This is a genomic window from Shinella sp. M31 (assembly GCF_049199205.1).
Taxonomy (GTDB): Bacteria; Pseudomonadota; Alphaproteobacteria; order Rhizobiales; family Rhizobiaceae; genus Shinella.
Genome location: NZ_JBLZPH010000074.1, coordinates 13,725 through 39,208 on the forward strand (window position 1 = coordinate 13,725; position 25,484 = coordinate 39,208).

The window sequence follows — 25,484 nt, forward strand, 5'->3', positions numbered from 1 at the left end:
ATGTTGAACCATCTTCGCCCCGCCATCACCCTCGTCCTCGCTCTGACCGCGCTGCTCGGGCTCCTCTATCCGCTCGCCGTGACCGGCGTCGCGCAGGCCGTGATGCCCGCCGCGGCCAACGGCTCGCTGATCGAACGGAACGGTGCCGTCATCGGCTCCGGCCTGATCGGCCAGGCCTTCACGACGGATAGATATTTCTGGCCGCGCCCCTCCGCGACCGGCCCGGACGCCTACAATGCCGCGGCCTCGTCCGGCTCGAACCTCGGCACGACCTCGGCGAAGCTGAGGGATCGCGTCGCGGCCGATGTCGAAAGGCTCAAGGCGTCGGGCCTCGCCACCCCCGTGCCGGCCGATGCGGTAACGACCTCCGGCTCGGGCCTCGACCCGCATATTTCCCCGGCTTTCGCACGGGCGCAGGTCGCGCGCGTTGCAAAGGCGCGGGGACTTTCGGAAACGGAGATAGCGAACCTTGTCGAAAGTCGTATAGAAAGCCGTCTTTTCGGTGTCATCGGCGAACCGCGGGTGAACGTGCTACAGCTGAACCTCGCGCTCGATGCGCGCGGACCTTGAGAGTGAGAATGACGGAAAACGAGCGAGGCGACAGTCTGAGGCCCGATCCCGATGCATTGCTTGCCCTGGCGGAGAAAGACCGCCGGGGCAAGTTGACTGTTTTTCTGGGGGCTGCTCCGGGGGTCGGCAAGACGTACGCGATGCTGATGCGCGCCGGCCGACTGAAGGCCGAGGGCGTGGATGTCGTCGTCGGTCTTGTCGAAACCCACGGGCGCGGCGAGACCGCTGCCCTGGTCGACGGTCTCGAAGTGCTGCCGCGCGCCCACATCGAGCATCGCGGCAAGGTGCTCGAGGAATTCGACCTCGACAGCGCGCTTGCCCGGCGTCCGAAGATCGTGCTGGTCGATGAGCTTGCCCATTCCAATCCCGAGGGAAGTCGCCACCCCAAGCGCTACCAGGATATCGAGGAGCTGATCGCCGCCGGCATCGATGTCTGGACCGCGCTCAACATCCAGCATCTCGAAAGCCTGTCCGACGTCGTGGCGCAGATAACAGGCGTGACGGTGCGCGAACGGGTGCCTGATGTCGTGCTGAAAAAGGCCGACGAGGTGCTGCTGGTCGACCTGCCGCCCACCGATCTGATCGAACGGCTGAAGGAGGGCAAGGTCTATCTGCCCGAAAGCGCCGGCCGCGCTGTCGATCGTTTCTTCCGCCTCGGCAATCTGACCGCGCTGCGCGAGCTGGCGCTGCGCCGCACCGCCGATCGCGTCGATGAGCAGGTGGTCGATTATCTCAAGCAGAATGCCATTGAAGGCCCCTGGGCGAGCGGCGAGCGGCTGCTGGTCTGCGTCGGGCCGGATGATCTGTCGGAAAAGGTCGTGCGCGTCGCAAGCCGCCTTGCCTCGGGTCTCAATGCGCCCTGGATCGTCGTTTCCATCGACCGCGCGGACCGGGAGGTCGAAACGACCGAGCGCCTGCAGCGCATGGAGGCGCTCTTCCGGCTCGCCGAACAGCTCGGCGCCGAAACGCGCCGGGTCGTCGGAAACGACTTCGTCGAGGAGATCCTGAAGCTCGCCCGCCGCGAGCACGCCACACAGATCGTCATCGGCGCAAGGCGCAATCGCGGCTGGCGGAAATTCCTGCTGCCATCGCTGCCCGATGCCCTGTCACGCAAGGCTGCCGGCCTCGGCGTCTATTTCGTGACGCCCGACAAGACGGAAAAGCCGCCGGCACCCGCCCGCTTCGCGCTGCCGGGCATCGCCTCCTACAAACAGTCGGTGCTGATTGCCGTGGCGCTCAGCGCAGCCACCGCCGCTTTCGGCAAGCTCGTCTATGTCTTCGCCGAACTGCCCAACATCTCGCTGCTCTTCCTGCTCGCCGTTCTCGGTGCCGCTGTCCTCGGCGGCTATGTCTCGGCCTTCATCGCGGCGGTCCTGTCGGCGCTTGCCTACAATTTTCTCTTCATCGATCCGCTGCACACCTTCACGATCACCGCGCCGCACGAAGTCTTCGCGCTGATCGTCTTCCTGTCGGTGGCGATCATTGCCGGCGGCTTCGCGTCGCGCATCAAGGAGCAGGCGGAGGTCGCCCGGGTGCGCGCCACCGCCTTGCAGTCGCTCTACGAATTCTCGCGCAAGCTCTCGACGGCCGGCAAAGCGGACGATGCGATCTGGCTGGCCGTCTCGCATCTCCAGGCGAGCCTCAAGCGCAATATCGTGCTGCTCCTGCCCGACAAGAGCGACCTCCGGGTCGCCGCCGTCTGGCCGCCGGATACCGAACTCGACGTCACCGATTTCACCGCCGCGCGCTGGACGCGCGACAAGCAGGAAGTGGCGGGTGCGGGCACCGGCACGCTGCCGAACAGCCGCTTCGAGTTCCGTCCCCTGATGGGGCCGCACGGTCTCGTCGGCGTCTGCGGCATCCAGCAGAGCGAAGAGCAGCTTGGTCCGAATGCCGAACGCGCGCTGTCGGCCATCCTCGACCAGACCGCGATTGCGCTTGATCGTGCACGGCTGTCGGAAGAAAGCCTCCAGCAGGCCGCGCGGCTGGAGGGCGAGCGTTATCGCGAGGCCCTGCTGTCGTCGATTTCGCATGACCTGCGCACGCCGCTCGCCACAATCATGGGCGCCGTCACCAGCCTTCGCCAGCTCGGCGACAAGATGGAGCCGGAGAGCCGCGACGACCTCCTGGAATCGATCGAGGAGGAGGGCGGCCGCATGAGCCGCTTCGTCTCCAACCTGCTCGACATGACGCGCATCGAAGCCGGCACGCTGAAGCCGAAAAGCGACTGGATCGACGTCTCCGACGTCATCCACGCCGCCGTCGACCGGGCGCGCAAATATTTCCCGGGCACGGTGATCGAGACGGGCATCGCGCCCGACCTGCCGCTGGTCGAGGGCGACAATGTGCTGCTCGGCCAGGTGCTGTTCAATCTGCTCGACAATGCGGTGAAGTTCGGCGGCGAGGAGCCGGTTAATGTCTATGCGCGGCGCGACGGACAGGACGTGCTGATCTCCGTCACCGATCTCGGCAAGGGCATTCCTCCGGCCGAGATCGACCGCGTCTTCGAAAAGTTCTACCGGCGGGGCAAGCCGGACGGGCGTTCGCCGGGCACGGGGCTTGGCCTTTCCATCGCCCGCGGCTTCGTCGAGGCGATGGGCGGCAAGATCCAGGCGGAAAGCCCGGCGGTGAAGAAGCGCGGCACGCGCATCGTGATCCGTTTCCCGGCAGGTGAGGCGGCAAAGGCCGACAAGGCGAAATGACCAGCGAACGCATCCTCGTCGTGGATGACGAACCGCAGATCCAGCGGTTTCTCAGGCCCGCCCTCAAGGCGGCCGGTTACGACGTGGTGGAGGCGCTGACCGGCGGCGAGGCGCTGAAGGCCGTGGCGACGGCTGCACCCGATCTCGTCATCCTCGATCTCGGCCTGCCCGACATGGACGGCAAGGACGTCCTCACCAGCCTGCGCGGCTGGACGACGATCCCCGTCATCATTCTCTCGGCCCGCGAGCGCGAAAGCGAGAAGATCGCAGCCCTCGATCTCGGCGCGGACGACTATATCGAAAAGCCCTTCGGCATCGGCGAGCTCACCGCCCGCATCCGCACGGCGCTGCGCCATCGCGAGCGAGCCGCAGCGGGGCCTGCGGTCATCACCACCGACGGCCTCGTGATCGATACGGTCAGGCGGTTGGTGACGCGCGGCGAGGAGACGGTGCGGCTGACGCCGAAGGAATATGATCTGCTGACATTGCTGGCGCGCCATGCCGGCCGCGTCGTCACGCACAAGACGCTGCTCACCTCGGTCTGGGGGCCGGCGCATGGTGAGGACCTGCATTATCTGCGCGTCTTCATTGGCCAGCTCCGCCAGAAGATTGAGCGTGACCCGACGCAACCGGCCATCGTGCGCACGGAGCCCGGCGTCGGCTACCGATTGGTGATCGATCTCTAGCCGATCTTTTCGACGATGGGCGGTATCTGCACGACCGTGATGTCCGTCGCGCCGGAATCGATGATGCCGAAGACGGCCTCCAGCATTTTCGGCACGTCCTGCCGCACCATCTCGATATGGTCGCCGAGCATGGCGACGAAGGGGTCCCAGTCGAAGCAGCCGAGATGCGGCATGCGTTCGGCATAGTGGCCGGAGCGGCGGATCCAGCGCATCACGCCTTCCAGCGAAATCGTCGAATTGACGAACATGCCGCGCGGCAGCGTGCTCGTGCGCTCGGCAAGCTGCTTCATGACCGTTTCGGCCTTTTCCGGCGCGTAGCCGCAGGTCTGCACCAGTGCTTCATCGACGGGAACGCCGGCCTCCGCATGGGCATCGCGAAAACCGCGCACGCGCTCCATCGTGTTGTGATCCGTGCCGCGTCCGCCGACAAAAAGGAGAGGGGCCTTTTCGCCATATTCCCGCTCGCAATTAGCCAGCACCCGCCGCGTCAGTTCCAGCGCGCCGCCATAGTTGTCGGAGATGACGGAGGGGGCGCGGGAGCCGGGCAGGTCGAGATTGATGGTGCGCACGCCGGCGCTCGCGCAGAGATCGACGATGCGGTCGGGGTCGGTCGCGCCGGTCGCGATCAGGCAGTCGACCTGATAGGACAGCATGGCGCGCGCCGCCTCCACCTCCAGCGCCGGATCACGCCGTGTGCAGGTGATGATCGGGAACAGGCCGCGCTCGCGCGCCAGATTTTCGAACTGCTCGACGATCGAACCGAAATAGCGGTTGTCGTATTTCGGCACGATCATGCCGATGATCTTCGACCGCTCGCGGCGCAGCACGCTCGCCTGCATATTGACCGCATAGCCCTGTTCTTCGGCCAGTTTCGTGATCTTTTCCGCAAGCTTGGCGCTGATGCGCCGCTTCTTCCAGTTGCCGTTGAGAACGGCGCTCACGGCGCTGGCGGATGTGCCTGCCAGCTCTGCCAGATCATAGATGGTCGTCCTTTTCGCGGGCGCTGTGCGATTCACATGTCATCTCCATTTCGAAAGCCACCTTGACACCAATCCCGTTTGGTGACAATTCTTGCTTCATCGATTGAGCAAGCCTGCTCCATCGATGAAGTTGCCTGAACAGCAAGGCTGACCCAAGGGAGGAGTCAGACGGAGCATCGACGAACCGGACGTTGCGGCACCGCTGCAGCGAACGATGATCTGCGCGCTTTCGGCGTGTGGAGGCGGTCGGGCTTTGTCGCCCTTGGCGGCTTGAGGTCGCCGGCGAACGAACTGAACATCAACTGTGGAGGAACCCCATGAAGACGCTTAACATCCTGCTCGCCTCGACCGGCCTTGCCCTGTCGCTCGGCAGCGCCGCCCTTGCCCAGGAAAACGCGACCGTCGCCTTCCTGATGCCCGACCAGGCCTCGACCCGCTACGAGCAGCACGACTATCCCGGCTTCAAGGCCGAAATGGAAAAGCTTTGCGCCACCTGCACGGTGATCTACCAGAACGCCAATGCCGATGTCGCGCTCCAGCAGCAGCAGTTCAACTCGGTGATCGCGCAGGGCGCCAAGGTCATCGTGCTTGACCCGGTCGATTCCGCCGCCGCTGCGGCATTGGTCGAGATCGCCCAGTCGCAGGACGTCAAGGTCATCGCCTATGACCGCCCGATCCCGGACAAGCCGGCCGATTACTACGTCTCCTTCGACAATCAGGGTATCGGCAAGGCCATCGCCCAGTCGCTGGTCGAGCATCTGAAGGCCAAGGGTGTTCCGGATGGCGCCGGCGTGCTCGAGATCAACGGTTCGCCGACGGATGCGGCCGCCGGCCTGATCCGCGACGGCATCCACGAGGCGCTCTCCGCTTCGCCCTACAAGACGCTCGCCGAATTCGACACGCCGGAATGGGCGCCGCCGAAGGCGCAGGAATGGGCCGCCGGCCAGATCACCCGCTTCGGCGACGAGATCAAGGGCATCGTGGCCGCCAATGACGGCACGGGCGGCGGCGCGATCGCGGCTCTCAAGGCCGCCGGCGTCAAGGAAATGCCGCCGGTAACCGGCAATGACGCGACGATTGCGGCCCTCCAGCTGATCATCTCGGGCGACCAGTACAATACGATCTCCAAGCCGTCGGAAATCGTGGCTGCCGCTGCCGCCGGCGTCGCTGTCAAGCTCCTGAAGGGCGAGACCCCGGAAGCCACTCACAAGCTCTATGAAACGCCTTCTCAGCTGTTCGTTCCGGCGGTCGTGACGGCGGAGAACATCAAGGCCGAAATCTTCGACAAGGGCATCAACAAGCCCGAAGAGGTCTGCACGGGCGAATATGTTGAAGGTTGCCGCAAACTCGGCATCATCAACTAATTCAGCCCAGCGTATCCGGCCGTGGCCTCCCGCGGCCGGATATCCATCAGTCGAAGGTCTTTCTGAAGGTTCTAGGGGCCATGACAGCCACGTTAAGTCTTCCCGCCAAGGGGCAATCGGTCATACGTCTCAGCGGCGTATCCAAGAATTTCGGCGCCGTCTCCGCGCTGACGGATATCGAACTCGACGTGAAGGCGGGCGAAGTTGTCGCGCTGGTCGGCGACAACGGCGCCGGCAAGTCGACGCTGGTCAAGGTGCTTGCCGGCGTGCACCAGCCCTCGTCCGGCACGATCGAATTCTGCGGCCAGCAGGTGTCGCTCGACACCCCCGCCAAGGCGCTGGACATGGGCATCGCCACCGTCTTCCAGGACCTTGCGCTCTGCGAGAATCTCGACGTCGTCGCCAACCTCTTCCTCGGCCACGAAATGTCGCCCTGGGCGCTCGATGAAGTGGCGATGGAAGTGCGCGCCTGGACGCTGCTGCGCGAGCTTGCCGCGCGCATCCCGTCTGTCCGCGAACCCATCGCCTCGCTCTCCGGCGGCCAGCGCCAGACGGTGGCCATCGCCCGCTCGCTGCTACTCAATCCCAAACTCATCATGCTGGACGAGCCGACGGCGGCGCTCGGCGTGGCGCAGACGGCCGAGGTGCTGAACCTCATCGAGCGTGTGCGCGATCGCGGCCTCGGCGTCATCATCATCAGCCACAATATGGAGGACGTACGCGCCGTGGCGGACCGCATTGTCGTGCTGCGGCTCGGCAAGAACAACGGCGTCTTCACGCCGGAATCCTCCAATCAGGACCTCATTTCCGCCATTACGGGCGCCACGGACAATTCCGTCTCGCGCCGCGCCGACCGCAAGGCCGGCGAAGCCCAGGACCATCAAGGGGGACCAGCATGAGCCAGAATCCATCCCAGCCCCTGCTGGACCGCAGCGACGAGCGCGTGCGCCATGACGACAGCCTCGCCGCCATGGCCAAGGGCTTTATCGACCGCGTGCGCTCCGGCGATCTCGGTATGCTGCCCGTCGCCGTCGGCCTCGTCGTCATCTCCATCGTCTTTTCCGCGCTGAACCCGATCTTCCTGGCGCCGAACAACCTCGTGAACCTTCTGTTCGACTGCGCCACGGTCGGCGTCATCTCGCTTGGCATCGTCTGCGTTCTGGTGCTCGGCGAAATCGACCTGTCCGTAGGTTCGATGAGCGGTCTCGCCTCGGCGATGGTCGGTGTGCTCTGGGTCAATCAGGGCTGGCCGATCGCCGGTGCCATCCTGGCCGCCCTCGTCGTCGGTGCGGGCGTCGGCCTGCTCTATGCCACGCTCTACAACCGTCTCGGCATGCCGAGCTTCGTCGCCACGCTTGCCGGCCTGCTCGCGCTGCTCGGCTTGCAGCTCTACATTCTTGGCCCGACGGGCTCAATCAACTTGCCTTATGCCTCCTCGCTGGTCCGCTTCGGCCAGATCCTGATCATGCCCGACTGGTTGTCCTACACACTGGCATTGGTGCCCGGTCTCGTGATGATCGGCCGCGGCCTTCGCACCCGCAATCAGCGCCTCGCCGCCAATCTTTCGGCCCAGCCGATGCGGGCGCTGATCCTCAAGGCCGCCGTTCTGACGATCGCGCTGGAAGCCGCCGTCTTCTATCTCAATCTCGGCCGCGGCATGCCCTGGATGTTCGCGCTCTTCATCGCGCTCGCGGTCATTCTCAACTATGCGCTGACGCGCACGCAATGGGGCCGCTCGATGTTTGCCGTCGGCGGCAACAAGGAGGCGGCGCGCCGTTCGGGCATCAATGTGCGCCGCATCTATATGAGCGCCTTCATGCTCTGCTCGACGCTCGCCGCACTTGGCGGCATCCTCTCGGCCTCGCGCCTTGCCTCCTCCAGCCAGCAGGCCGGTACGGGCGACGTCAACCTCAACGCCATCGCCGCGGCCGTCATCGGCGGCACCAGCCTGTTCGGCGGACGCGGCAGCGCTTATTCGGCCCTGCTCGGCATCATCGTCATCCAGGCGATCTCGAACGGGCTGACGCTGCTCAACCTGTCGTCCTCGCTGCGCTACATGATTACCGGTGGGGTTCTCGCCATCGCCGTCATCGTCGACTCGCTCGCCCGTCGCTCCCGCGTCAGCCACGGCCGCGCCTAACGCATATGGAAATGGAGTTTTAGATCATGGCTGACCTCATGAAGGGCAAGATCGCCGCCATCACCGGTGCCGCCTCCGGCATCGGTCTCGAATGCGCCAAGACGCTCTTGGCCGAGGGTGCGAAGGTGGTGCTGGTCGATCGCGCCAGGGACAAGCTGGAGCAGCTCTGCGGGGAGCTGGGGCAGAACGCCCTGCCGCTCGTCGTCGACCTGCTGACGCCATCAGATGTTTCCGGCATGCTGCCGCGCATCCTCGAGATTGCCGGCGGGCTCGATGTCTTCCACGCCAATGCCGGCGCCTATATCGGCGGCCCGGTGGCAGAAGGCGATCCGGACGCCTGGGACCGCATGCTGAACCTCAACATCAACGCGGCCTTCCGCTCGGTGCATGCGGTGCTGCCCTACATGATCGAGAAGAAGACGGGCGACATCCTGTTCACCTCGTCGATTGCCGGTGTCGTGCCGGTCATCTGGGAGCCGATCTATACGGCGTCGAAATTCGCCGTTCAGGCTTTCGTGCATTCCACCCGCCGCCAGGTGGCGCAGCATGGCGTGCGCGTCGGCGCGGTGCTCCCCGGCCCGGTCGTCACGGCGCTGCTCGACGATTGGCCGAAGGAGAAGATGGACGAGGCGCTGGCGAACGGCAGCCTGATGCAGCCGAAGGAAGTGGCCGATGCCGTGCTCTTCATGCTGACACGGCCGCGCAATGTCACGATCCGCGACTTGGTCATTCTGCCCAACAGCGTCGATCTCTGAGCGAGCGGCAAGCGGCATGACGCCGCTTGCTCCAAGAATTCCTGATTGCAGGCGGTAGACCCATGAACACTCCTTCCTCCGCGCAGCCTCCGGGCGGCGAACGCTACCTTATCGGCGTCGATGTCGGCACGGGCAGCGCCAGAGCCGGACTCTTCGATCTCTCCGGCCGCATGCTCGCCTCTGGCAAACGCGACATTTCGCTGTTTCGCGAACCCGGCGCGATGGTCGAACAATCGAGCACGGAAATCTGGGCTGCCGTCTGCGCCTCGGTGCGCGAGGCGGTTGAAAAGGCGGGTATCGCACCAGAAAACGTTGCCGGTATCGGCTTCGATGCGACCTGCTCGCTGGTCGTGCTCGGGGAAGGGGGCAAGCCGTTGCCCGTCGGACCCTCCGAGGACCCGGAGCGAGACATCATCGTCTGGATGGACCACCGTGCCGTGGATCAGGTCGAGCGCATCAATGCCGGGGGCTACGATGTGTTGCGCTATGTCGGCGGCATCATCTCGCCGGAAATGGAGACGCCGAAACTGCTGTGGCTGAAGGAAAACCGTCCCGCGGTTTTCGATGCCGCCTGGCAGTTTTTCGATCTCGCCGATTTCCTGACCTGGCGCGCGACCGGCGATCTTGCCCGCTCCACCTGCACGGTCACCTGCAAATGGACCTATCTGGCACACGAGAAGCGCTGGGATCCCGGCTATTTCCACGGCATCGGTCTCGGTGTTCTCGCGGATGAAGATTTCGCGCGCATCGGCCAGCGCGTCGTCGAGCCCGGCACGCCGCTTGGCAATGGCCTGACCGAGAGGGCGGCCGCCGAGCTCGGCCTTGTCGCCGGCATCCCAGTCGGCGCCGGCATGATCGATGCCCATGCGGGCGGCATCGGCACGGTGGGTGTCGATGGCTCGCCGGAAAACAATCTCGGTTATGTCTTCGGCACCTCTTCCTGTACCATGACCTCGACGCATGAGCCGGTCTTCGTGCCGGGGGTCTGGGGACCGTATTTCTCCGCCATGGTTCCGGGCATGTGGCTGAACGAGGGTGGCCAGTCGGCGGCGGGCGCCGCCATCGAGCAGCTTCTCTCGTTCCATCCGGCGGCAAACGAGGCTGCGGCGCTGGCGAAGACGCGCGGCCTTTCCCTGCCGGTCCTGCTGGCGGAGCTGGCTTCGCAGAAGGCCGGCACGCTTTCGGAGGTCGCAAGGCTTGCGGACAACCTGCATGTCGTGCCGGAATTCCTCGGCAATCGCGCGCCGTTTGCCGATCCCCACGCTCGCGCCGCCATTGTCGGCCTCGGCATGGAGCGCGACCTCGACAATCTCGTCGCGCTCTACATCGCCGGCCTCTGCGGCATCGGTTACGGTCTGCGCCAGATCATCGAGGCGCAGGCTGCGGCGGGCGCGCCGGTCGACAAGATCGTCATCAGCGGCGGCGCCGGCCAGCTCGATCTCGTGCGCCAGCTTCTGGCGGATTCCGCCGGCAAGCCATTGCTTTCCACGCGGGCGGAAGAGCCGGTGCTCCTCGGCGCCGCCATCCTCGGCAGCGTCGCGGGTGGTGCCTTCCCGGATGTCCGGGACGCCATGGCTGCTCTTTCAGCCGTCAATCGCACCTACCATCCAGCGGGCGCGGAAACTGAGGCCCTGCACGCGAAGCGTTACGATGCCTTCCGGCGTTTGCAGGATCTGGCGCGGGAAATCCGCTAGGCGCCGAGCAGCAGTGCGACGGGCGCGCCCGAGAGTGCGTCCGAAAGCGGGAGCACGCCGCCGAGCTTAATCGTGCGGCCATCGAGTACGGACCGCACGCTGCGCCCTTGGAAATCCGCCGAGATGGTCAGCGAAATATCCTGCATAGCCTCGTCGCGCAGCCGAAGGCCCTCATGCGCTGTCTTGCCAAAGGCGAGCCGCGGCACGACCGTGATCGCGAAGGCCTCCGGCGTGCCGCGCAGAAAGGCGAGGGCCTGCCGGCCGCCATCGGAAAGCTCCAGCGGACGATAAGGGCCGTCGAACAGCCGGGGTGCGGCATTGCGCGCTGCGAGCACCGTTGCGGTGAGCCATTGCTTGTAGTCGGCGAAGGTTTCACGGTGGGGGTGCGGTTGCTCGGGAACCGTCAGCGACGCAACATCCAGCAGCGGCCGGTTGTCCGGGTCGACGAGGGAAAAATCGCCGCGTTCGCTGCCCTGATAGATGTCGGGAATGCCCGGAGCCGTCAGCTTGATCAGGGTCTGCGACAACGAATTCAGAAGCCCCGCATCTATGAATGGCGACAGCGTTTCCTCGAAATCGGCCAGGAAGGCCTCGTGCCGCAGGATATCCTCGACGAAGCGCATGACCTTCCGTTCATAGTCCACATCGGGCTGGTTCCAATTCGTGCCGATCTTGGCCTCGCGCAGCGCCTTCTCCATGTAGGCGGTCATGCGTTTGCCGAGATCCGCGCGGCCGGATACCGGCCAAACCCCGGCAAGCGCCTGATAGATCAGCCACTCGACATCCGGCTCCGGTACGGTTCGTCCGCCATGCGTCTGACGGAAGTGTCCGTTGAGGGGTGTCCAGCGCCCGACGGCAGCGACCCAGAGGTCGGGTGCTTCGCTCAGCGTATAGAGGCGTGCGCGTGCGTCCTCGCCTCGTTTCGTGTCGTGCGTCGATGTTGCCGAGAGGCCGTGCGGCATGGTCTCCAGCCGTGCCCGCATGGCGTCGTGGAAAGCGGCAGGGCCGCCAGCCGGTTCGCCGGGATTGCCGCCGACCTCGTTGGCCGCAATGAACGCGTTTTCGCGGTAGAAGAGCGTGTCTTCCAACGCCTTGGCCATGATCGGACCGCTCAGCTGCTGGAAGCGGCCTCGGAATTCGGTGCAGGCCTCATAGGCGCCGGCGACGCAATCGTCGACGAGGATTTCCCAGATGAAGTCGATCGCCTCGCGCGCTTCGGGCTGGGCGCGTCCCTGCGCGGCCTGCCGTGCGGCTGCGAGAAGCTGGCGATCACGCTCCGTGACATCGGCCGGCGTCATATAGGTGCGGTAAACGGGCAGCGCGATGATGATGGCGCGGATCGCTTCGGTCAGCGCGCTGCGCGAAAAATCGGCTTGCGAAAGGTCGGCAATGCCCTTCGCCAGTGTGGCGAGGCGGTGCATCTCGCCCTCGAAATTGTCGGTAAGCATCTGCTGCTTGCTGGCCTTGGCCTCTTCGGCATAGCTGCCGCGATGCTCGTCGTCTTTGAGGGCGAGGAAAGCCGCCGCAAGTCGCCCGCCTTCCTGCTCGTCGGCAAGTGCATCGGCAAGCGAGGCGATGAATTCGTAGCCCGTCGCACCCGCCACCGGCCAGTCCGCAGCGAAGGGCTCGTTTTTCTCGAGAATCTTCTCCACGACGATATAAACATCGGGCCCCACGGCGGCGCGCAGGCGCGCCAGATAGCCGGCGGGATCGGCAAGGCCATCGACATGGTCGATGCGCAGGCCATCGACGATACCGTCGCGGACAAGGTCGAGCGTCAGCCTATGGCTGTCGTCAAAGACAGCGGGTTCCTCGACGCGCAGGCCCGCAAGCCCGGCGATCTCGAAGAAGCGCCGGTAGCTGAGATGCCGGCTCGCCGTCTTCCAGTCCGTCAGTTTCCAGGGTTGCGCCGCGTGGATGGCCGTGATCCGGCCGGGCTGTGCGGAGAGGGTGTCGAGATGGTTTTCCAGGGTGCTGCGAGCAGCGGGATCCGGGAGTGCGGTAGAGAAAAGCGCACTGCCCTGCGGGTCCATCTCCGGAGAGGAAAGGGCGGCTGCGATGCCCGCCTCCTGCAAAAGCGCCTGGCAGGTCCTGGGATGCAGGGGATAGAAACTGTCGTGATAGGCAAGCGCGACCGCATCGTATTGCGGGTCGATGGCGAGCCGGATGGTGCCATCGGCCAGTTCCTCCGCGAACCCCTTGCCGAGAAAGGGCAACGTCAGCTTCTGCGACCAGTCGATATCGAAATGGCGGGCGAAGATGCTCTCCGCGCCCCAGGCGATAACGCTGCGCCACCATGGATTTTCAAGGCTCGCCGCCATGTGGTTGGGGACGATGTCGAGAAGGAGGCCCATATCGTGGCTGTGCAGTGCATCCGCCAGCCGGCGCAGCCCATCGAGGCCACCAAGCGCGGGATCGATCTCGTTCGGGTTCGTGACGTCATAGCCATGCGTCGAGCCGCCGACGGCGGTCATCAGAGGGGACGCATAGAGATGGCTGATCCCCAATCGCTTGAGATAGGGAACCAGTTTTTGTGCCCGTGCGAAGTCCATGCCATTGCGGAACTGCAGGCGATAAGTAGAGCGGGGAGATGTCATAAAGCCCAGAAGATGCGAGTAAAGCCCGTTCCAAAACGTAGATTCACCGGTTTTGTTCCAAACGGCGCGGCGGGCGCTTGGGGACGGTGCCCTCGCGGCCAAGGTTCCCACTGGCGTGCCCCGCGCACGATGTGACAAGGTGCAGGCAGCAGGGAGAGGACATATCCATGGGCAATCATCTTTTCGACGCGATCCGGGCGGTTGCAAAGCCGGACGCCGTCTTCATCGAGACGATCGATGGCAGGCGATGGACCTACGGCGACATGATCGCCCTTTCCGGCCGGCTGGCGGGCACGCTTCGGGCGCTTGGCGTGCGGCCGGGCGATCGGGTCGCCGTGCAGGTGGAAAAGAGCCCCGAGGCGCTGATGCTTTATCTCGCCTGTATCCGGGCGGGCGCGGTCTATCTGCCGCTCAACACCGCCTATACGCTCGCGGAACTCGATTATTTCATCGGTGACGCCGAGCCGGCGCTCGTGGTCGTCGGACCGAAAGCGCGCGAAGGTGTCGAGGCAATCGCCAGGGCCCATGGCAGCCGCGTCGAGACGCTCGATGCCTCGGGCCATGGCAGTCTCATCGAGCGCGCCACGGATGAGAACCCCGATTTCGCCGATGTCGAGCGCGGGCCGGATGATCTGGCGGCGATCCTCTACACGTCGGGCACGACCGGCCGCTCCAAGGGCGCGATGCTGACGCATGACAACCTGCTGTCGAACGCGCTGACGCTGCGCGACCATTGGCGCTTCACCAGCGAAGACCGGCTGATCCATGCCCTGCCGATCTTCCACACGCATGGTCTGTTCGTCGCGTCGAACGTCACGCTGCTGTCAGGCGCGTCGATGTATCTGCTCCCGAAATTCGATGCCGACGAAGCCCTTGGTTTGATGGATACGGCGACCGTCCTGATGGGCGTGCCGACCTTCTATGTCCGGCTCGTGCAGCATCCCGGCCTGACCCGTGAGGCGACCGCGAAGATGCGGCTCTTCGTTTCCGGCTCCGCGCCACTTCTGGCGGAAACGCACCGCGCCTTCTCGGAAAAGACTGGTCACGCCCTGCTCGAACGCTACGGCATGACCGAGACGAACATGAACACCTCAAACCCCTATGACGGCGACCGCATCGCCGGCACGGTGGGCTTCCCGCTGCCGGGCGTTTCGCTGCGCGTCACCGAACCGGAGAGTGGCGCGCCGGTGCCGGACGGCGAGACGGGCATGATCGAGGTGAAGGGGCCGAACGTCTTCAAAGGCTATTGGCGCATGCCGGAAAAGACGGCGGCCGAGTTCCGCGCCGATGGTTTCTTCATTACCGGCGATCTCGGCAAGATCGATGAACGCGGCTATGTTCATATTGTTGGACGCGGCAAGGACCTCGTCATTTCGGGTGGCTACAACATCTATCCGAAGGAAGTGGAGACCGAGATCGACGTCATGCCGGGCGTCGTCGAAAGCGCCGTCATCGGCGTGCCGCATCCGGATTTCGGCGAAGGCGTGACGGCAGTCGTGGTGCGTGCGAAGGATGCCGCGCTCGATGAAAAGGCGGTTCTGGACGGCCTGAAGGACCGGCTGGCGCGCTACAAGCAGCCCAAGCGCGTGCTTTTCGTCGACGACCTGCCGCGCAACACGATGGGAAAGGTTCAAAAGAACGTGCTGCGCCAGACCTATGAGGACCTCTACAAGGCCTGATCGTAGGCGAAATGCCGTCGCAGGATATCGAGCACCTCGGTTGCAAGCTCGCCGACGATGCCGCTCCGTTCCCAAGAATAGAGCGAGGCGACGACGGGCGGTTCCGGCGCAAAATCGGCAAGCGGCCTGATGCGCCATCCCTTGGCGGCATCGACCGGCAGCATGGAGAGGCCGAGCCCGGCCTCGATGGCCATCAGCACGTTGCGCAGGCTGGCGGAGGTGAAGGCGACGTACCAGCGCCGCCGCTCCCGCTCCAGCCGCTCGAACATCGCGTCGCGATAGAGCCCGCCGGGCGGGAAGGTGACGAGGGGGACGGGATCGGGAAGGTCGTTTGCCGCATCCATGGCCGCGTACCAAGCGATGGGCTCGGCAAAGCTCGCCCAGGCGTCGGCGGTCGGCGTATCCTCCTTCAGGACCACGATGTCGAGTTCACCGGCCCTATAGCGCCGTGTCAGGTCGGATCGCAGGCCGGTTGTGACGTCGAGCCGGGCTTGCCTGTGGCGCTTGGTGAAGGCGGCGAAGACGCGGGCCATCTCGGGGGTGGCGATATCGTCGGGCATGCCGATGCGCACCGAGGTCGTGCCGGAGGTCTCGGCCACCAGCGTCAGTGCCTCGCTCTGTAGCGTGAGGATGCGCCGGGCATGGCCGAGCAGGCGCTCGCCCGTCACCGTCAGGCGTACCGGGCGCGCCGCGCGATCGACGAGATCGCGGCCGATCGCCTCCTCGAGCCGGGCGATCTGCTGGCTCATCGTCGATTGGGTCATGTGCAGGCGGTCAGCGGCGGCGGTGAAGCTGCCTGCATCGGCGACCGCCACAAAGGCCCGGAGCAGGCGCGGATCGAGCACGATGCCTCCATCGAAAATCGGAATGATGGGTATCTAAACATGTAATTTGCGCATGATTCAAGCGGATGGTAGCGATAGCGGGAGGGTGGCGCGATCCCGCGAGCCGCCCGGTACAGCAGAAAGTCCTACCATGGCAGATACCAAGCAACCGCGCCCGGCCCGCGATTGGGCAATGCTCGGGCTGGTCGTCCTCGTCGCTCTCAACCTTCGCCCCTTCATCGCCGCGCCCGCGCCCATTCTCAACGAGATCATGACGGATACCGGCCTTGGACTGGGCGGGGTTTCACTCCTGACGCTGCTGCCGATGTTCCTGATGGGGGCCGGCGCTTTCATGGCGCCGGGATTGCAGTTGCGCATCGGCACGCGGCGGGGCCTGCTCGTGGCGCTTGCCATTCTGCTTGCGGGCTCGGCGCTGCGTTTCTACGCGGAGAGCGGTGCTGCACTGATTGCGACGGCCGGGCTCTGCGGCATCGGCGTCGCCTTCATCCAGGCGGCCTTTCCCGGCATCATCAAGACGCGATTCCCGGCAAGCGTGCCCGTCGTTACCGGGCTCTATTCCGCGATGATCATGGCAGGCGGCGCCTTCGGCGCGCGGCTGATGCCGGTACTCACCCATGCCGGCTATTCCTGGCGGGCGGCCCTTGCCTGGCTCGCCGTGCCGGTCGCCATCGCGCTCGCCGCCGCCTGGCGCATCCTTTCCGATGTCCAGGCGAGCCGCCCGGACGGCACGCTGACGCGCAGGCTTCTGGCGCGGCCGCGCACCTGGGTGCTGATGGCCGCCTTCGGCCTCGTCAATGCCGGATATTCCTCGATGATCGCCTGGCTGGCGCCCTATTACCAGGCGCAAGGCTGGACGAGCGCCGACAGCAGCGGCCTCGTCGCGGTCATGGCCGCCTGCCAGGCTGTCGCGGCCCTCAGCCTGCCGACGCTGGCGCGTGGCAATATCGACCGCCGTCGCTGGCTGTGGCTGACCATCGCGTTTCAGCTTGTCGGCTTCTTCGGACTGGCCAGCATGCCGGGAGCGGCACCCGCGCTCTGGGCGGGGCTGTGCGGCGCCGGCCTTGGCGGCAGCTTCTCGCTGGCCATCGTCACCGCGCTCGATCATCTGCCGCGCCCCGAACAGGCGGGCGCGCTGGCGGCGCTCATGCAGGGCGGCGGGTTCCTCATTGCAGCGCTCGGCCCCTATGCGGTTGCCCTGCTGCATGACTGGACGGGCGGGTTCGCCGCCGGCTGGCTACTGCATTTCGGCTGCGTGCTGGTGACGGCGCTGCTCTATCTGCGCTTCGACCCGCGCCACTATCCGGCGGCGATGCCCTCGGCCGGCTGAACGAAAAAACCCGCGCCGGTGACGGCGCGGGCTTCAAGGGAATTGCCGGTCTTCAGCGACGGCCGCCGAACGGCTTCAGCGCCGCATGGCGGTTGACGTCCTTGTAGAGCAGGTAACGGAACGGGCCGGGGCCGCCGGCATAGCAGGCCTGCGGGCAGAAGGCGCGCAGCCACATGAAGTCGCCGGCTTCTACCTCCACCCAGTCCTGGTTGAGCCGATAGACCGCCTTGCCCTGCAGCACGTAAAGGCCGTGCTCCATGACATGGGTTTCGGCGAAGGGAATGACGGCGCCGGGCATCAGCGTGACGATGGTCACGTGCATGTCGTGGCGCAGGTCGTTCGGATCGACGAAGCGCGTCGTTGCCCAGCCGCCGTTCGTGCCGGGCATTTCCGAGGGCTTGATATCCTTTTCGTTGAGGATCAGCGGCTCGGGATGCGGCAGGCCCTCGACGGCCTCATAGGACTTGCGGATCCAGTGAAAGCGGGCATGAGCGCCGGAGCGGTTGCGCAGCGACCATTTCAGGCCCGGCGGCAGGAAGGCGTAGCCGCCCGGGTCCAGCGTGTGCGTGCCGGTCGGGATCGTCAGCTCCACCGTGCCATCGACGACGAAGAGCACGCCTTCGGCATCCGGGTCCTGTTCCGGATTGTCGCTGCCGCCACCCGGCGCCACTTCCATGACATATTGCGAGAAGGTCTCGGCGAAACCGGAAAGCGGGCGGGCGATGATCCAGAGCCGCGTGTTGTCCCAGAAGGGCAGGAAGCTGGTGACGATGTCCTGCATCGTGCCCTTGGGCAGCACCGCATAGGCCTCGGTGAAGACGGCGCGGCCGGTCAGGAGGTCGCTCTGCGGCGGATGGCCGCCGAGGGAGGAATAGTAGCTTCGTTGCATCGTCTCAGGCCCTTTGCTGTGAGTGGTTCCGATTTTTTTATGAGCGCAGCCTTGGGTGCCGCGCCGATCTTGAAGGCGTTACTTCGCCCCTGTCTTTTCGAGCAGTGCGGCGATCTCCTCAAAGCCGCGCCCGCGCGCATGCTGCAGCGGCGTCACGCCGTCATTGTCTGCGAGATTGACGTTGGCCCTTGCCTTGACCAGCAAGTCGACGATCTCGACATGCCGCCGTCCGCCGTCGCCGAGGATGATGGCCTCGAGAAGCGCCGTCCAGCCGAGCCGGTTGACATGGTCCACGTTCACGCCGGCCTTGATCAGGGTATCGACCGTCTCGACATGGCCGCGCTCGGCGGCGGGAATGAGCGCCGTGCCGCCGTAGCGGTTGATGCTCTTGAGATCAGCACCGTGAGAAAGCATCAGTTTCAGGATGTCCAGATGGCCGCGCGCACCGGCATAGAGATAGGGGCTGTCCTCGATGCCGTCCTTGGCATTGACGTCTGCCCTGGCCTCGATCAGCGCGCGGGCGGCATCGAGATTGTTCGCATGGGTGGCGACGAGAAGGGCGGTGGCACCACTGCCGTCCCGCGCCTCGATATCGGCCCCCTTATCGAGCAGGGCCGTGATCGCTGCTACATCATTGGCGGCGGCCGCCTTGTGCAATTGAAGGTCCATGGCATCACCGGCGGCAAGAAGGGGAGACGAGAGGGCTGCGAGGAAGAGCCAGGCCGACAGCAGGGAGAATTTCAGCATGCGCCATCCCATGGGGTTATGCCGGCAAAATTAACAGGCGGGCATGCCATTTGAAAATTAAATATGCAAATCCCTATCATGCAGAAGGTGAATTTGGCGGGTTATCGTGCCGGAACGCCCGACCCTCGCCAGAAGGCCTGTAGCCACTTTTCCGGCAAGTGCTCTATAAGCGGGAAACATCAGAAACACGGAAAGGGCATGATCCATGCAGACGGAACAGGGGCTGTTGCGCATTTCGATTGCGGTCACCATCGTGCTGGCCGGCGTCGGCATCCTGTTCGGTATTCTCTCAGGCTCGTTTGCCATCGTCTTCGACGGCGTCTATGCGCTGACGGATGCGGTCATGACGGTGGTCGCCTTGCTGGTCTCCAATCTCATCGCCGCCTCGGCCTCCGGCAGCGGGCGTTTCGTCAAGCATTTCACCATGGGCTTCTGGCATCTGGAGCCGATGGTGCTCGGCCTCAACGGCATCATGCTGACGGGGGCTGCCATCTACGCGCTGATCAACGCCATCGGCTCCATCATGGATGGCGGGCGCGCGCTCGATTTCGATCAGGCCATCCTCTATGCGGTGCTCACGATCGCTGTCACCGTTACCATGGCGGTCATAGGCACGCGGGCGAACCGCACCATCCAGTCGGATTTCGTGGCGCTCGACGCCAAGGCCTGGGTCATGTCGGCAGGGCTGACCAGCGCTCTGCTCGTCGCCTTCGTCATCGGCTACTTCATCCAGGGCACGAAGCACGAATGGCTGTCGCCCTATATCGATCCGGTCGCGTTGGCGCTCGTCTGCGTCGTCATCATTCCCATTCCCGCCGGCACGATCCGCCAGGCGCTCGCCGATATCCTGCTCGTCACGCCGTCGGATTTGAAACGCCATGTTGATGCGGTCGCAAAGGCGATTGTCGAGAAGCGCGGTTTCCTGTCCTACCGCGCTTATGTCGCCCGTGTCGGCCGCGGCCGGCAGATCGAACTCTACTTCATCGTGCCGGAAGATTTTCCCGCGCAGAAACTGCAGGAATGGGACCAGATCCGCGACGAAATCGGCCTCGCCATAGGCGATGAAGGCCCGGATCGCTGGTTGACCATCGCCTTCACGACCGATCCGGAATGGGCGGATTGATCATTCCTTTATGGAATGTTTGGTATTGTGACTATCTATTTGTGTAATGCATGGTCATGCCCGATCTTCCCTTCAGCTAACCAAGGGGAACGACATGTTCAAAAGCCTTCTATCCTGCGCCATGGCCGCCGGCCTTGCTTTCTCCGTTCTCGCGACGCCCTTTGCGGCGAGCGCTGACGACCTGGAAACCATCAAAGCAGCCGGTGAATTCAAGTTCGCCAACAGCGGCGCCTACCCGCCCTTCAGCTTCGTCGACGACAGCAACCAGACCGTCGGTTTCGACGTCGATATCGGCAACGAGATCGCCAAGCGCCTCGGCGTGAAGGGCACCGGTCTCAGCACCGCCTGGGACGGGATCATCGCCGGCCTGCTTGCCGGAAAATACGACTCGGTCATCGGCAGCATGACCATCACGCCCGAGCGCGAAAAGGCCGTCGATTTCGTCGGTCCCTACTACAAGTCCGGCCGCGGCGTCTTCGTGCTGGATGGGTCCGACGTGAAGTCGATCGACGACCTCAAGGACAAGACCATCGGCGTGACGCTCGGCGAAACCCACGAAAAGTGGGCCCGCGAGCGCGGCGGCTGGGAAATCCGCACCTACAAAGGCCTGCCGGAACTCTTTCTCGAGCTGAAGGCCGGCCGTATCCAGGCGATGATCGTCGATGCCGTTCCGGTGTCGATCGCCATCAAGGAAACCGGCGAGAAGTTCACCAAGCTCGACGTGCCGGAATTCAAGGGCACCGAGGACAAGATCGGCATCGCCATCCGCAAGGGCAATCCCGAGCTGAAGGCGGCCATGCAGAAGGCGCTCGACGACATGATGGCCGACGGCACCTACGAGGCCATCGCCATGAAGTGGATCGGCTCGGACATCCGCTGATCGTTTTCGCATCCTGAGACGGCTGGCCGGCGGGAAAAACCGCCGGCGGCCTGACCGACTGCCGAGGATCCGGGAATGGACATCGCTCTCATCGGCCGCATCATCCCTGTCTTCGTCCAGGCGGCCTGGACGACCGTTCAGATTTCGCTCATCTCGCTCGTCCTCGGCCTTGCCGTGGCGGCGCTGATCGCGGGCCTGCGGCTTTCCCATCTGGCAGTGTTGCGCTTCGTCGGGGCTGCCTATGTCAGCGTCTTCCGCGGCACGCCGGCGCTTCTCCAGATCTTCCTGCTCTATTTCGGTGGCCCGCAGCTCGGCATCCAGCTTGAGCCCTTCGCGGCAGGCGCCATCGCGCTCGGCCTTAACATCGGCGCCTATATGGCGGAATCGATCCGGGGTGGTGTGCTGTCGGTCGATCGCGGGCAGATGGAGGCGGCGCGCTCGCTCGGCTTCGGCGAAGGCCAGTCCATGCGCTGGATCGTGCTGCCGCAGGCCGCCAAGCTGATGATCCGCCCGCTCGGCGTCAATGCCGTGGCGCTGGTCAAGGGCACGGCGCTCGTTGCGACAATCTCGGTGGTGGAACTCACCTATACGGCGCAGCGCTTCATCGGCTCCACCTACAAACCCTTCGAGATCTTCGCGGTAACGGCAGTGCTCTACATGATCATGGTCTATGGCCTTACGCTCGTCATCGACAGGCTCGACCGCGCCTATGCCGGGGAGGCCTGAGCCATGCAGGGTCTCGATTTCAGCATCGTCCCGGAATATCTACCGCTGATCGGCAAGGGCCTGTGGTGGACGGTCGTCATCTCCGTTGTTTCCGCGCTGTTCAGCATCGTCGCCGGCATGGGCTTTGCCCTCATCGTGCTTTATGCCTCGCCCGTGGTGCGCTATCCCGTGCGCTTCTTCATGTGGCTCTTCATGGGCACGCCGCTGCTTTTGCAGCTGTTCCTGATCTATTTCGGCCTCGTGCAGATCGGCATCGACATTCCGGCCCTCTGGTCCGGCATCATCGGCCTCAGCCTGCATTTCGCCGTCTACAATGCCGATATCTTTCGCGCCGGCATTGCCTCGCTCGATAAGGGGCAGACCGAGGCAGCGCGCTCGCTCGGCTTCGGCGCCTGGCAGACGCGGTTCTACATCGTCGTGCCGCAGGCCCTGCGCAACACGGTGCCGGCCGTCGGCAACATGATGATCGCGCTTCTGAAAGAATCGTCGATCGTCTCGATGATCGGCATCGCCGAGCTCGTTCATAGCGCCCAGCTCGTCATCAGCGAGACCTACCGGCCTTTCGAATTCTACCTGACGGCGGCCGCCCTCTATTACGTCCTCAATCTCATTCTCGAAGCGGTCCTCAGGGGGATCGAACGGAAAGTGGAGCTTTCGCGATGACCGATGTCCGTCCGATGATCGAGGTGCGCGGCGCGCGCAAATTCTTCGGGCCGCTGGAGGTGCTGAAGGGCATCGATTTCAGCGTGGCGCGCGGCCAGATCGTCGCTGTGATCGGCCCGAGCGGTTCGGGCAAGAGCACGCTGCTGCGCTCGATCAACCACTTGGAAACGCTCGATGGCGGCGAGGTGTGGCTGGATGGCGTTCAGGTCAACCAGACGCTTCCCCGCCGCGCCTTCGAAAGGCATATCAACAGCGTGCGCCAGCAGATGGGCATGGTGTTCCAGCACTTCAATCTCTTCCCGCATCTGAGCGTGGCGGAAAACATCACCATCGCGCCGATGAAGCTGAAGGGCATGGCGAAGGCCGACGCACGGGCGCTGGCGCTGAAGATGCTCGACAAGGTGGGCCTTGCCGACAAGATCGACGCTTTCCCGGCGCGTCTTTCCGGCGGGCAGAAGCAGCGCGTCGCCATTGCCCGCGCGCTCGCCATGCAGCCGAAGGTCATGCTGTTCGACGAGGCGACGTCGGCGCTCGATCCGGAGCTGGTGGACGAGGTGAACCTCGTCATGAAACAGCTCGCGGCCGAGCACATGACCATGGTGATCGTCACGCATGAGATGCGTTTTGCCGCCGAAGTCGCCGACCGGGTGATCTTCATGGCGGATGGCGCGGTCGTCGAGGAGGGCAAGCCCGACGATCTCTTCCGAAATCCGGTGCAGGAACGCACCCGCAGCTTCCTCAAGAAGTTCCTCAACGGCTAGACTACGTCCGGCCGCTGCATTCTTATCTTTTTCAATGGATCGATCATGAGCCAGCAATCGACTGCGCCCGGTGAACGCCCGGCATCGCACCTCTTCTACCAGTCCCGCATGCGCCGGCCGCTCGCCGACCGCGCCGAGGGCATCTATATCTGGGACGAACACGGCCGGAAGGTCATCGACGGCTCCAGCGGCGCCATGGTCGTCAATATCGGCCATTCCAACCGCAACGTGCTCGATGCCATGAAGCGGCAGATGGACAAGGCGACCTTCGCCTATCGCCTGCATTTCGAAAACCAGCCGGCGGAAGACCTCGCCCGCCGGCTCGCCGGCCATATGCCCGAGGGGCTCGACCGGGTGTTCTTCGTTTCCGGCGGTTCGGAAGCCGTGGAATCCTGCCTGAAACTCGCCCGGCAATGGGCGCTCGCCACCGACCAGCCGGAGCGCTGGAAGGTCATTTCGCGCTTCCCCTCCTATCACGGCTCGACGCTCGGGGCGCTTGCCGTCACCGGCTACGACGCGCTGAAAAAGCCCTTCCTGCCGATGCTGCGCGACATGCCGCACATCAAGGCGCCGACCGCCTATCTCGACCGCGACAATTTCTCGATGGAAGAGCGCGGGCTGCGCTATGCCGATATGCTGGAGGAGAAGATCCTGGAGGAGGGGGCCGAAAGCGTGCTCGCCTTCATCATGGAGCCGATCGGCGGCGCCTCCACCGGCGCGCTGGTCGCCCCAGACAGCTACTATCCGCGCATCCGCGAGATTTGCGACAAATACGGCATCCTGCTGATCCATGACGAGGTGATGAGCGGGGCGGGCCGCACCGGCCGTTATCTCGGCGGCGATCACTGGAACTGCCGGCCTGACATCATCGCGCTCTCCAAGGGACTGGGTGCCGGCTATTGCCCGCTCGGCGCGATGATCGCCCATTCCAAGCTGGTCAAGCCGGTGCTCGACCGCGGCGGCTTCGCGCATGGCTACACCTATGCCGGCAATCCTCTCGCCTGCGCCGCGGGCCTCGCCGTGCTCGACGAGATCGAGCGGCAGGACCTGCTCGGTAACGCCACCCGCATCGGCGACCTAATAAAGGCCGAGCTTGAGGGACTTGCGGAGCGCTACCCTTTCATCGGCGACGTGCGTGGCAAGGGCCTGCTGCTCGCCGCCGAATTCGTCTCGGATCGCGAGACGATGACCCCGCTGCCCAGGGCGCTCGACGCACACCAGCGCGTCGTCGATATCGCCTATGAGCGTGGCCTCATCATCTATTCCCGTCGCACGCGCGGCGGGGTGGAGGGCGATCATTTCCTCGTCTGCCCGCCGATGATCACGACGGAAGAACAGGTCGGCGAGATCGTGACCATCCTTGATGCGACGCTGGCCCAGCTTGCCGGCGAGCTGTCTTTGCCGGTGCGGAAATAAGGGGCGGATCATGAAATCCAAAAAGGTCATCATCACCTGCGCCGTGACAGGCTCGGTGCACACGCCCTCGATGTCGCCGCATCTCCCTTACACGCCGGAGGACATCGCCGCTCAGGCCATCGAGGCGGCCGAGGCCGGCGCCTCGATCCTGCACCTGCATGCCCGCGACCCGGAAAATGGCCGCCCGACGGCCGACCCCAAAATCTTCCAGCGCTTCCTGCCCGTCATCAAGCAGGCGAGCGATGCGGTGATCAACATCACCACCGGCGGCTCTTCGCTCATGACGCTGGAGGACCGCATGGCGGCGGCGCTGGCGGCCGAGCCGGAAATGTGCTCGCTCAACATGGGTTCGATGAATTTCGGCCTCTACCCGATGCTTGACCGTCCACGCGAATGGCAGCACGCCTGGGAGCCGGAACTGCTGGAGGCGACGCGCAACACGATCTTCCGCAACACGTTCGGCGATATCGAGACGATCCTGAAGCGGCTCGGCGAGGGCTGCGGCACGCGCTTCGAGTTCGAATGCTACGATGTCGGACATCTCTACACGCTCGCGCATTTCCGCGATCGCGGCCTGATACCGGGCACGCCCTTCATCCAGTTCGTGCTCGGCATTCTGGGCGGAATCGGCGCCGATCCCGAGAACCTCATGCATATGAAGCGCATTGCCGACAAGCTGTTCGGCGACGACTACCGCTTCTCCGTACTCGCCGCCGGCCGCAAGCAGACGCCGATGATCACCATGGCCGCGACCATGGGCGGCAGCGTGCGCGTCGGGCTGGAGGACAGCCTGTTCGACGGCCGCGAGCTTGCCACCTCCAACGCCGCGCAGGTGCGCCGCATCCGCGCGATCCTCGAAGGTCTGTCGCTTGAGGTCGCGACGCCCGACGAGGCGCGCGCTATGCTCGGCCTCAAGGGCGGCGATCGCGTCGCCTTCTGA

22 protein-coding genes are annotated in these 25,484 nt (G+C 64.7%); 17 read left to right on the forward strand and 5 right to left on the reverse strand.

Annotation, left to right across the window (positions count from 1 at the left end; genetic code table 11):
* From kdpC to ACOZKU_RS11725, 3 genes are read left to right on the forward strand one after another with little or no spacing between them, the layout of a single operon-like run.
* Entirely contained in the window at positions 1–570 is a 570-nt protein-coding gene (gene kdpC / locus ACOZKU_RS11715; RefSeq protein ID WP_421579017.1) for a potassium-transporting ATPase subunit KdpC, read from the forward strand.
* 8 nt (positions 571–578) lie between these two features.
* Positions 579–3,272, forward strand: coding sequence for an ATP-binding protein (locus tag ACOZKU_RS11720; protein ID WP_421579018.1), 2,694 nt, complete (start codon positions 579–581; stop codon positions 3,270–3,272).
* Complete coding sequence (locus tag ACOZKU_RS11725) at positions 3,269–3,958, forward strand: response regulator (RefSeq protein WP_314088423.1); 690 nt, start codon at positions 3,269–3,271, stop codon at positions 3,956–3,958. Before ACOZKU_RS11720 ends, ACOZKU_RS11725 begins: the two co-directional genes overlap by 4 nt.
* On the opposite strand, the gene ACOZKU_RS11730 is transcribed toward ACOZKU_RS11725, so the two are convergent.
* The gene (locus ACOZKU_RS11730; protein ID WP_314088419.1) at positions 3,955–4,974 is read right to left on the reverse strand and encodes a LacI family DNA-binding transcriptional regulator; all 1,020 of its coding nucleotides are present in this window, start codon (positions 4,972–4,974) and stop codon (positions 3,955–3,957) included. The genes ACOZKU_RS11725 and ACOZKU_RS11730 overlap by 4 nt on opposite strands.
* Positions 4,975–5,255: 281 nt before the next feature.
* Here ACOZKU_RS11730 and ACOZKU_RS11735 point away from each other — a divergent pair, with 281 nt between their 5' ends.
* The 5 genes from ACOZKU_RS11735 (at position 5,256) to ACOZKU_RS11755 (ending at position 10,891) form a co-directional block, all read left to right on the forward strand.
* Complete coding sequence (locus tag ACOZKU_RS11735; RefSeq protein WP_117370237.1) at positions 5,256–6,302, forward strand: sugar ABC transporter substrate-binding protein; 1,047 nt, start codon at positions 5,256–5,258, stop codon at positions 6,300–6,302.
* 80 nt (positions 6,303–6,382) lie between these two features.
* Positions 6,383–7,201, forward strand: coding sequence for an ATP-binding cassette domain-containing protein (locus ACOZKU_RS11740; protein WP_421579019.1), 819 nt, complete (start codon positions 6,383–6,385; stop codon positions 7,199–7,201).
* Positions 7,198–8,442 (forward strand): sugar ABC transporter permease, encoded by a 1,245-nt coding sequence (locus ACOZKU_RS11745; RefSeq protein ID WP_421579020.1) that lies wholly within the window; start codon positions 7,198–7,200, stop codon positions 8,440–8,442. Before ACOZKU_RS11740 ends, ACOZKU_RS11745 begins: the two co-directional genes overlap by 4 nt.
* Positions 8,443–8,468: 26 nt before the next feature.
* The gene (locus ACOZKU_RS11750; protein WP_421579021.1) at positions 8,469–9,197 is read left to right on the forward strand and encodes an SDR family oxidoreductase; all 729 of its coding nucleotides are present in this window, start codon (positions 8,469–8,471) and stop codon (positions 9,195–9,197) included.
* Between the two features lie 62 nt (positions 9,198–9,259).
* Positions 9,260–10,891, forward strand: coding sequence for an FGGY-family carbohydrate kinase (locus ACOZKU_RS11755; protein ID WP_421579022.1), 1,632 nt, complete (start codon positions 9,260–9,262; stop codon positions 10,889–10,891).
* On the opposite strand, the gene treY is transcribed toward ACOZKU_RS11755, so the two are convergent.
* Complete coding sequence (gene treY / locus ACOZKU_RS11760) at positions 10,888–13,488, reverse strand: malto-oligosyltrehalose synthase (RefSeq protein WP_421579023.1); 2,601 nt, start codon at positions 13,486–13,488, stop codon at positions 10,888–10,890. The two genes, ACOZKU_RS11755 and treY, sit on opposite strands and share 4 nt — an antisense overlap.
* A 167-nt stretch (positions 13,489–13,655) precedes the next feature.
* Between treY and ACOZKU_RS11765 the strand changes: the two genes are divergently transcribed.
* Positions 13,656–15,167, forward strand: a complete 1,512-nt coding sequence (locus ACOZKU_RS11765; protein WP_421579024.1) for a malonate--CoA ligase — start codon at positions 13,656–13,658, stop codon at positions 15,165–15,167.
* Here the strand turns inward: ACOZKU_RS11765 and ACOZKU_RS11770 are convergent.
* Positions 15,155–16,012 carry a LysR family transcriptional regulator gene (locus ACOZKU_RS11770; protein WP_314088401.1) on the reverse strand — a complete coding sequence of 286 codons (858 nt, stop codon included), beginning with the start codon at positions 16,010–16,012 and terminating at the stop codon, positions 15,155–15,157. The two genes, ACOZKU_RS11765 and ACOZKU_RS11770, sit on opposite strands and share 13 nt — an antisense overlap.
* Positions 16,013–16,142: 130 nt before the next feature.
* On the opposite strand from ACOZKU_RS11770, the gene ACOZKU_RS11775 reads away from it, so the two are divergent.
* Positions 16,143–17,339 (forward strand): cyanate transporter, encoded by a 1,197-nt coding sequence (locus ACOZKU_RS11775; protein ID WP_421579025.1) that lies wholly within the window; start codon positions 16,143–16,145, stop codon positions 17,337–17,339.
* 52 nt (positions 17,340–17,391) lie between these two features.
* Here the strand turns inward: ACOZKU_RS11775 and ACOZKU_RS11780 are convergent, their stop codons facing one another.
* Both ACOZKU_RS11780 and ACOZKU_RS11785 read right to left on the reverse strand, forming a co-directional pair.
* The gene (locus tag ACOZKU_RS11780) at positions 17,392–18,228 is read right to left on the reverse strand and encodes a bifunctional allantoicase/(S)-ureidoglycine aminohydrolase (protein ID WP_421579026.1); all 837 of its coding nucleotides are present in this window, start codon (positions 18,226–18,228) and stop codon (positions 17,392–17,394) included.
* Positions 18,229–18,306: 78 nt separating this feature from the next.
* Positions 18,307–18,897, reverse strand: a complete 591-nt coding sequence (locus tag ACOZKU_RS11785; protein ID WP_421579043.1) for an ankyrin repeat domain-containing protein — start codon at positions 18,895–18,897, stop codon at positions 18,307–18,309.
* 283 nt (positions 18,898–19,180) lie between these two features.
* Here ACOZKU_RS11785 and ACOZKU_RS11790 point away from each other — a divergent pair, with 283 nt between their 5' ends.
* The 7 genes from ACOZKU_RS11790 (at position 19,181) to ACOZKU_RS11820 (ending at position 25,484) form a co-directional block, all read left to right on the forward strand.
* Positions 19,181–20,098 (forward strand): cation diffusion facilitator family transporter, encoded by a 918-nt coding sequence (locus tag ACOZKU_RS11790; RefSeq protein ID WP_421579027.1) that lies wholly within the window; start codon positions 19,181–19,183, stop codon positions 20,096–20,098.
* 94 nt (positions 20,099–20,192) lie between these two features.
* The gene (locus ACOZKU_RS11795) at positions 20,193–20,978 is read left to right on the forward strand and encodes an ABC transporter substrate-binding protein (protein WP_421579028.1); all 786 of its coding nucleotides are present in this window, start codon (positions 20,193–20,195) and stop codon (positions 20,976–20,978) included.
* A 75-nt stretch (positions 20,979–21,053) separates the two neighbouring features.
* Positions 21,054–21,704 carry an amino acid ABC transporter permease gene (locus ACOZKU_RS11800; RefSeq protein ID WP_421579029.1) on the forward strand — a complete coding sequence of 217 codons (651 nt, stop codon included), beginning with the start codon at positions 21,054–21,056 and terminating at the stop codon, positions 21,702–21,704.
* A gap of 3 nt (positions 21,705–21,707) precedes the next feature.
* Entirely contained in the window at positions 21,708–22,367 is a 660-nt protein-coding gene (locus tag ACOZKU_RS11805; protein ID WP_421579030.1) for an amino acid ABC transporter permease, read from the forward strand.
* Positions 22,364–23,128: an amino acid ABC transporter ATP-binding protein gene (locus tag ACOZKU_RS11810; protein WP_421579031.1), complete on the forward strand. Its 765-nt coding sequence runs from the start codon at positions 22,364–22,366 to the stop codon at positions 23,126–23,128. The genes ACOZKU_RS11805 and ACOZKU_RS11810 overlap by 4 nt, the downstream gene beginning before the upstream one ends.
* Positions 23,129–23,173: 45 nt before the next feature.
* Positions 23,174–24,544 (forward strand): aspartate aminotransferase family protein, encoded by a 1,371-nt coding sequence (locus ACOZKU_RS11815; protein ID WP_421579032.1) that lies wholly within the window; start codon positions 23,174–23,176, stop codon positions 24,542–24,544.
* A gap of 10 nt (positions 24,545–24,554) precedes the next feature.
* Complete coding sequence (locus ACOZKU_RS11820) at positions 24,555–25,484, forward strand: 3-keto-5-aminohexanoate cleavage protein (RefSeq protein WP_421579033.1); 930 nt, start codon at positions 24,555–24,557, stop codon at positions 25,482–25,484.

Bases quoted from the DNA above. Each gene is read 5' to 3' on its own strand.
- ACOZKU_RS11785 (WP_421579043.1), bottom strand. From the start codon at position 18,897: ATGGACCTTCAATTGCACAAGGCGGCCGCCGCCAATGATGTAGCAGCG.
- ACOZKU_RS11720 (WP_421579018.1), top strand. From the start codon at position 579: ATGACGGAAAACGAGCGAGGCGACAGTCTGAGGCCCGATCCCGATGCA.
- ACOZKU_RS11795 (WP_421579028.1), top strand. From the start codon at position 20,193: ATGTTCAAAAGCCTTCTATCCTGCGCCATGGCCGCCGGCCTTGCTTTC.
- ACOZKU_RS11820 (WP_421579033.1), top strand. From the start codon at position 24,555: ATGAAATCCAAAAAGGTCATCATCACCTGCGCCGTGACAGGCTCGGTG.
- ACOZKU_RS11800 (WP_421579029.1), top strand. From the start codon at position 21,054: ATGGACATCGCTCTCATCGGCCGCATCATCCCTGTCTTCGTCCAGGCG.
- ACOZKU_RS11740 (WP_421579019.1), top strand. From the start codon at position 6,383: ATGACAGCCACGTTAAGTCTTCCCGCCAAGGGGCAATCGGTCATACGT.
- ACOZKU_RS11805 (WP_421579030.1), top strand. From the start codon at position 21,708: ATGCAGGGTCTCGATTTCAGCATCGTCCCGGAATATCTACCGCTGATC.
- ACOZKU_RS11735 (WP_117370237.1), top strand. From the start codon at position 5,256: ATGAAGACGCTTAACATCCTGCTCGCCTCGACCGGCCTTGCCCTGTCG.
- ACOZKU_RS11780 (WP_421579026.1), bottom strand. From the start codon at position 18,228: ATGCAACGAAGCTACTATTCCTCCCTCGGCGGCCATCCGCCGCAGAGC.
- ACOZKU_RS11725 (WP_314088423.1), top strand. From the start codon at position 3,269: ATGACCAGCGAACGCATCCTCGTCGTGGATGACGAACCGCAGATCCAG.
- ACOZKU_RS11810 (WP_421579031.1), top strand. From the start codon at position 22,364: ATGACCGATGTCCGTCCGATGATCGAGGTGCGCGGCGCGCGCAAATTC.
- ACOZKU_RS11790 (WP_421579027.1), top strand. From the start codon at position 19,181: ATGCAGACGGAACAGGGGCTGTTGCGCATTTCGATTGCGGTCACCATC.
- ACOZKU_RS11815 (WP_421579032.1), top strand. From the start codon at position 23,174: ATGAGCCAGCAATCGACTGCGCCCGGTGAACGCCCGGCATCGCACCTC.
- ACOZKU_RS11745 (WP_421579020.1), top strand. From the start codon at position 7,198: ATGAGCCAGAATCCATCCCAGCCCCTGCTGGACCGCAGCGACGAGCGC.
- ACOZKU_RS11750 (WP_421579021.1), top strand. From the start codon at position 8,469: ATGGCTGACCTCATGAAGGGCAAGATCGCCGCCATCACCGGTGCCGCC.
- ACOZKU_RS11775 (WP_421579025.1), top strand. From the start codon at position 16,143: ATGGCAGATACCAAGCAACCGCGCCCGGCCCGCGATTGGGCAATGCTC.
- treY (WP_421579023.1), bottom strand. From the start codon at position 13,488: ATGACATCTCCCCGCTCTACTTATCGCCTGCAGTTCCGCAATGGCATG.
- ACOZKU_RS11755 (WP_421579022.1), top strand. From the start codon at position 9,260: ATGAACACTCCTTCCTCCGCGCAGCCTCCGGGCGGCGAACGCTACCTT.
- ACOZKU_RS11765 (WP_421579024.1), top strand. From the start codon at position 13,656: ATGGGCAATCATCTTTTCGACGCGATCCGGGCGGTTGCAAAGCCGGAC.
- kdpC (WP_421579017.1), top strand. From the start codon at position 1: ATGTTGAACCATCTTCGCCCCGCCATCACCCTCGTCCTCGCTCTGACC.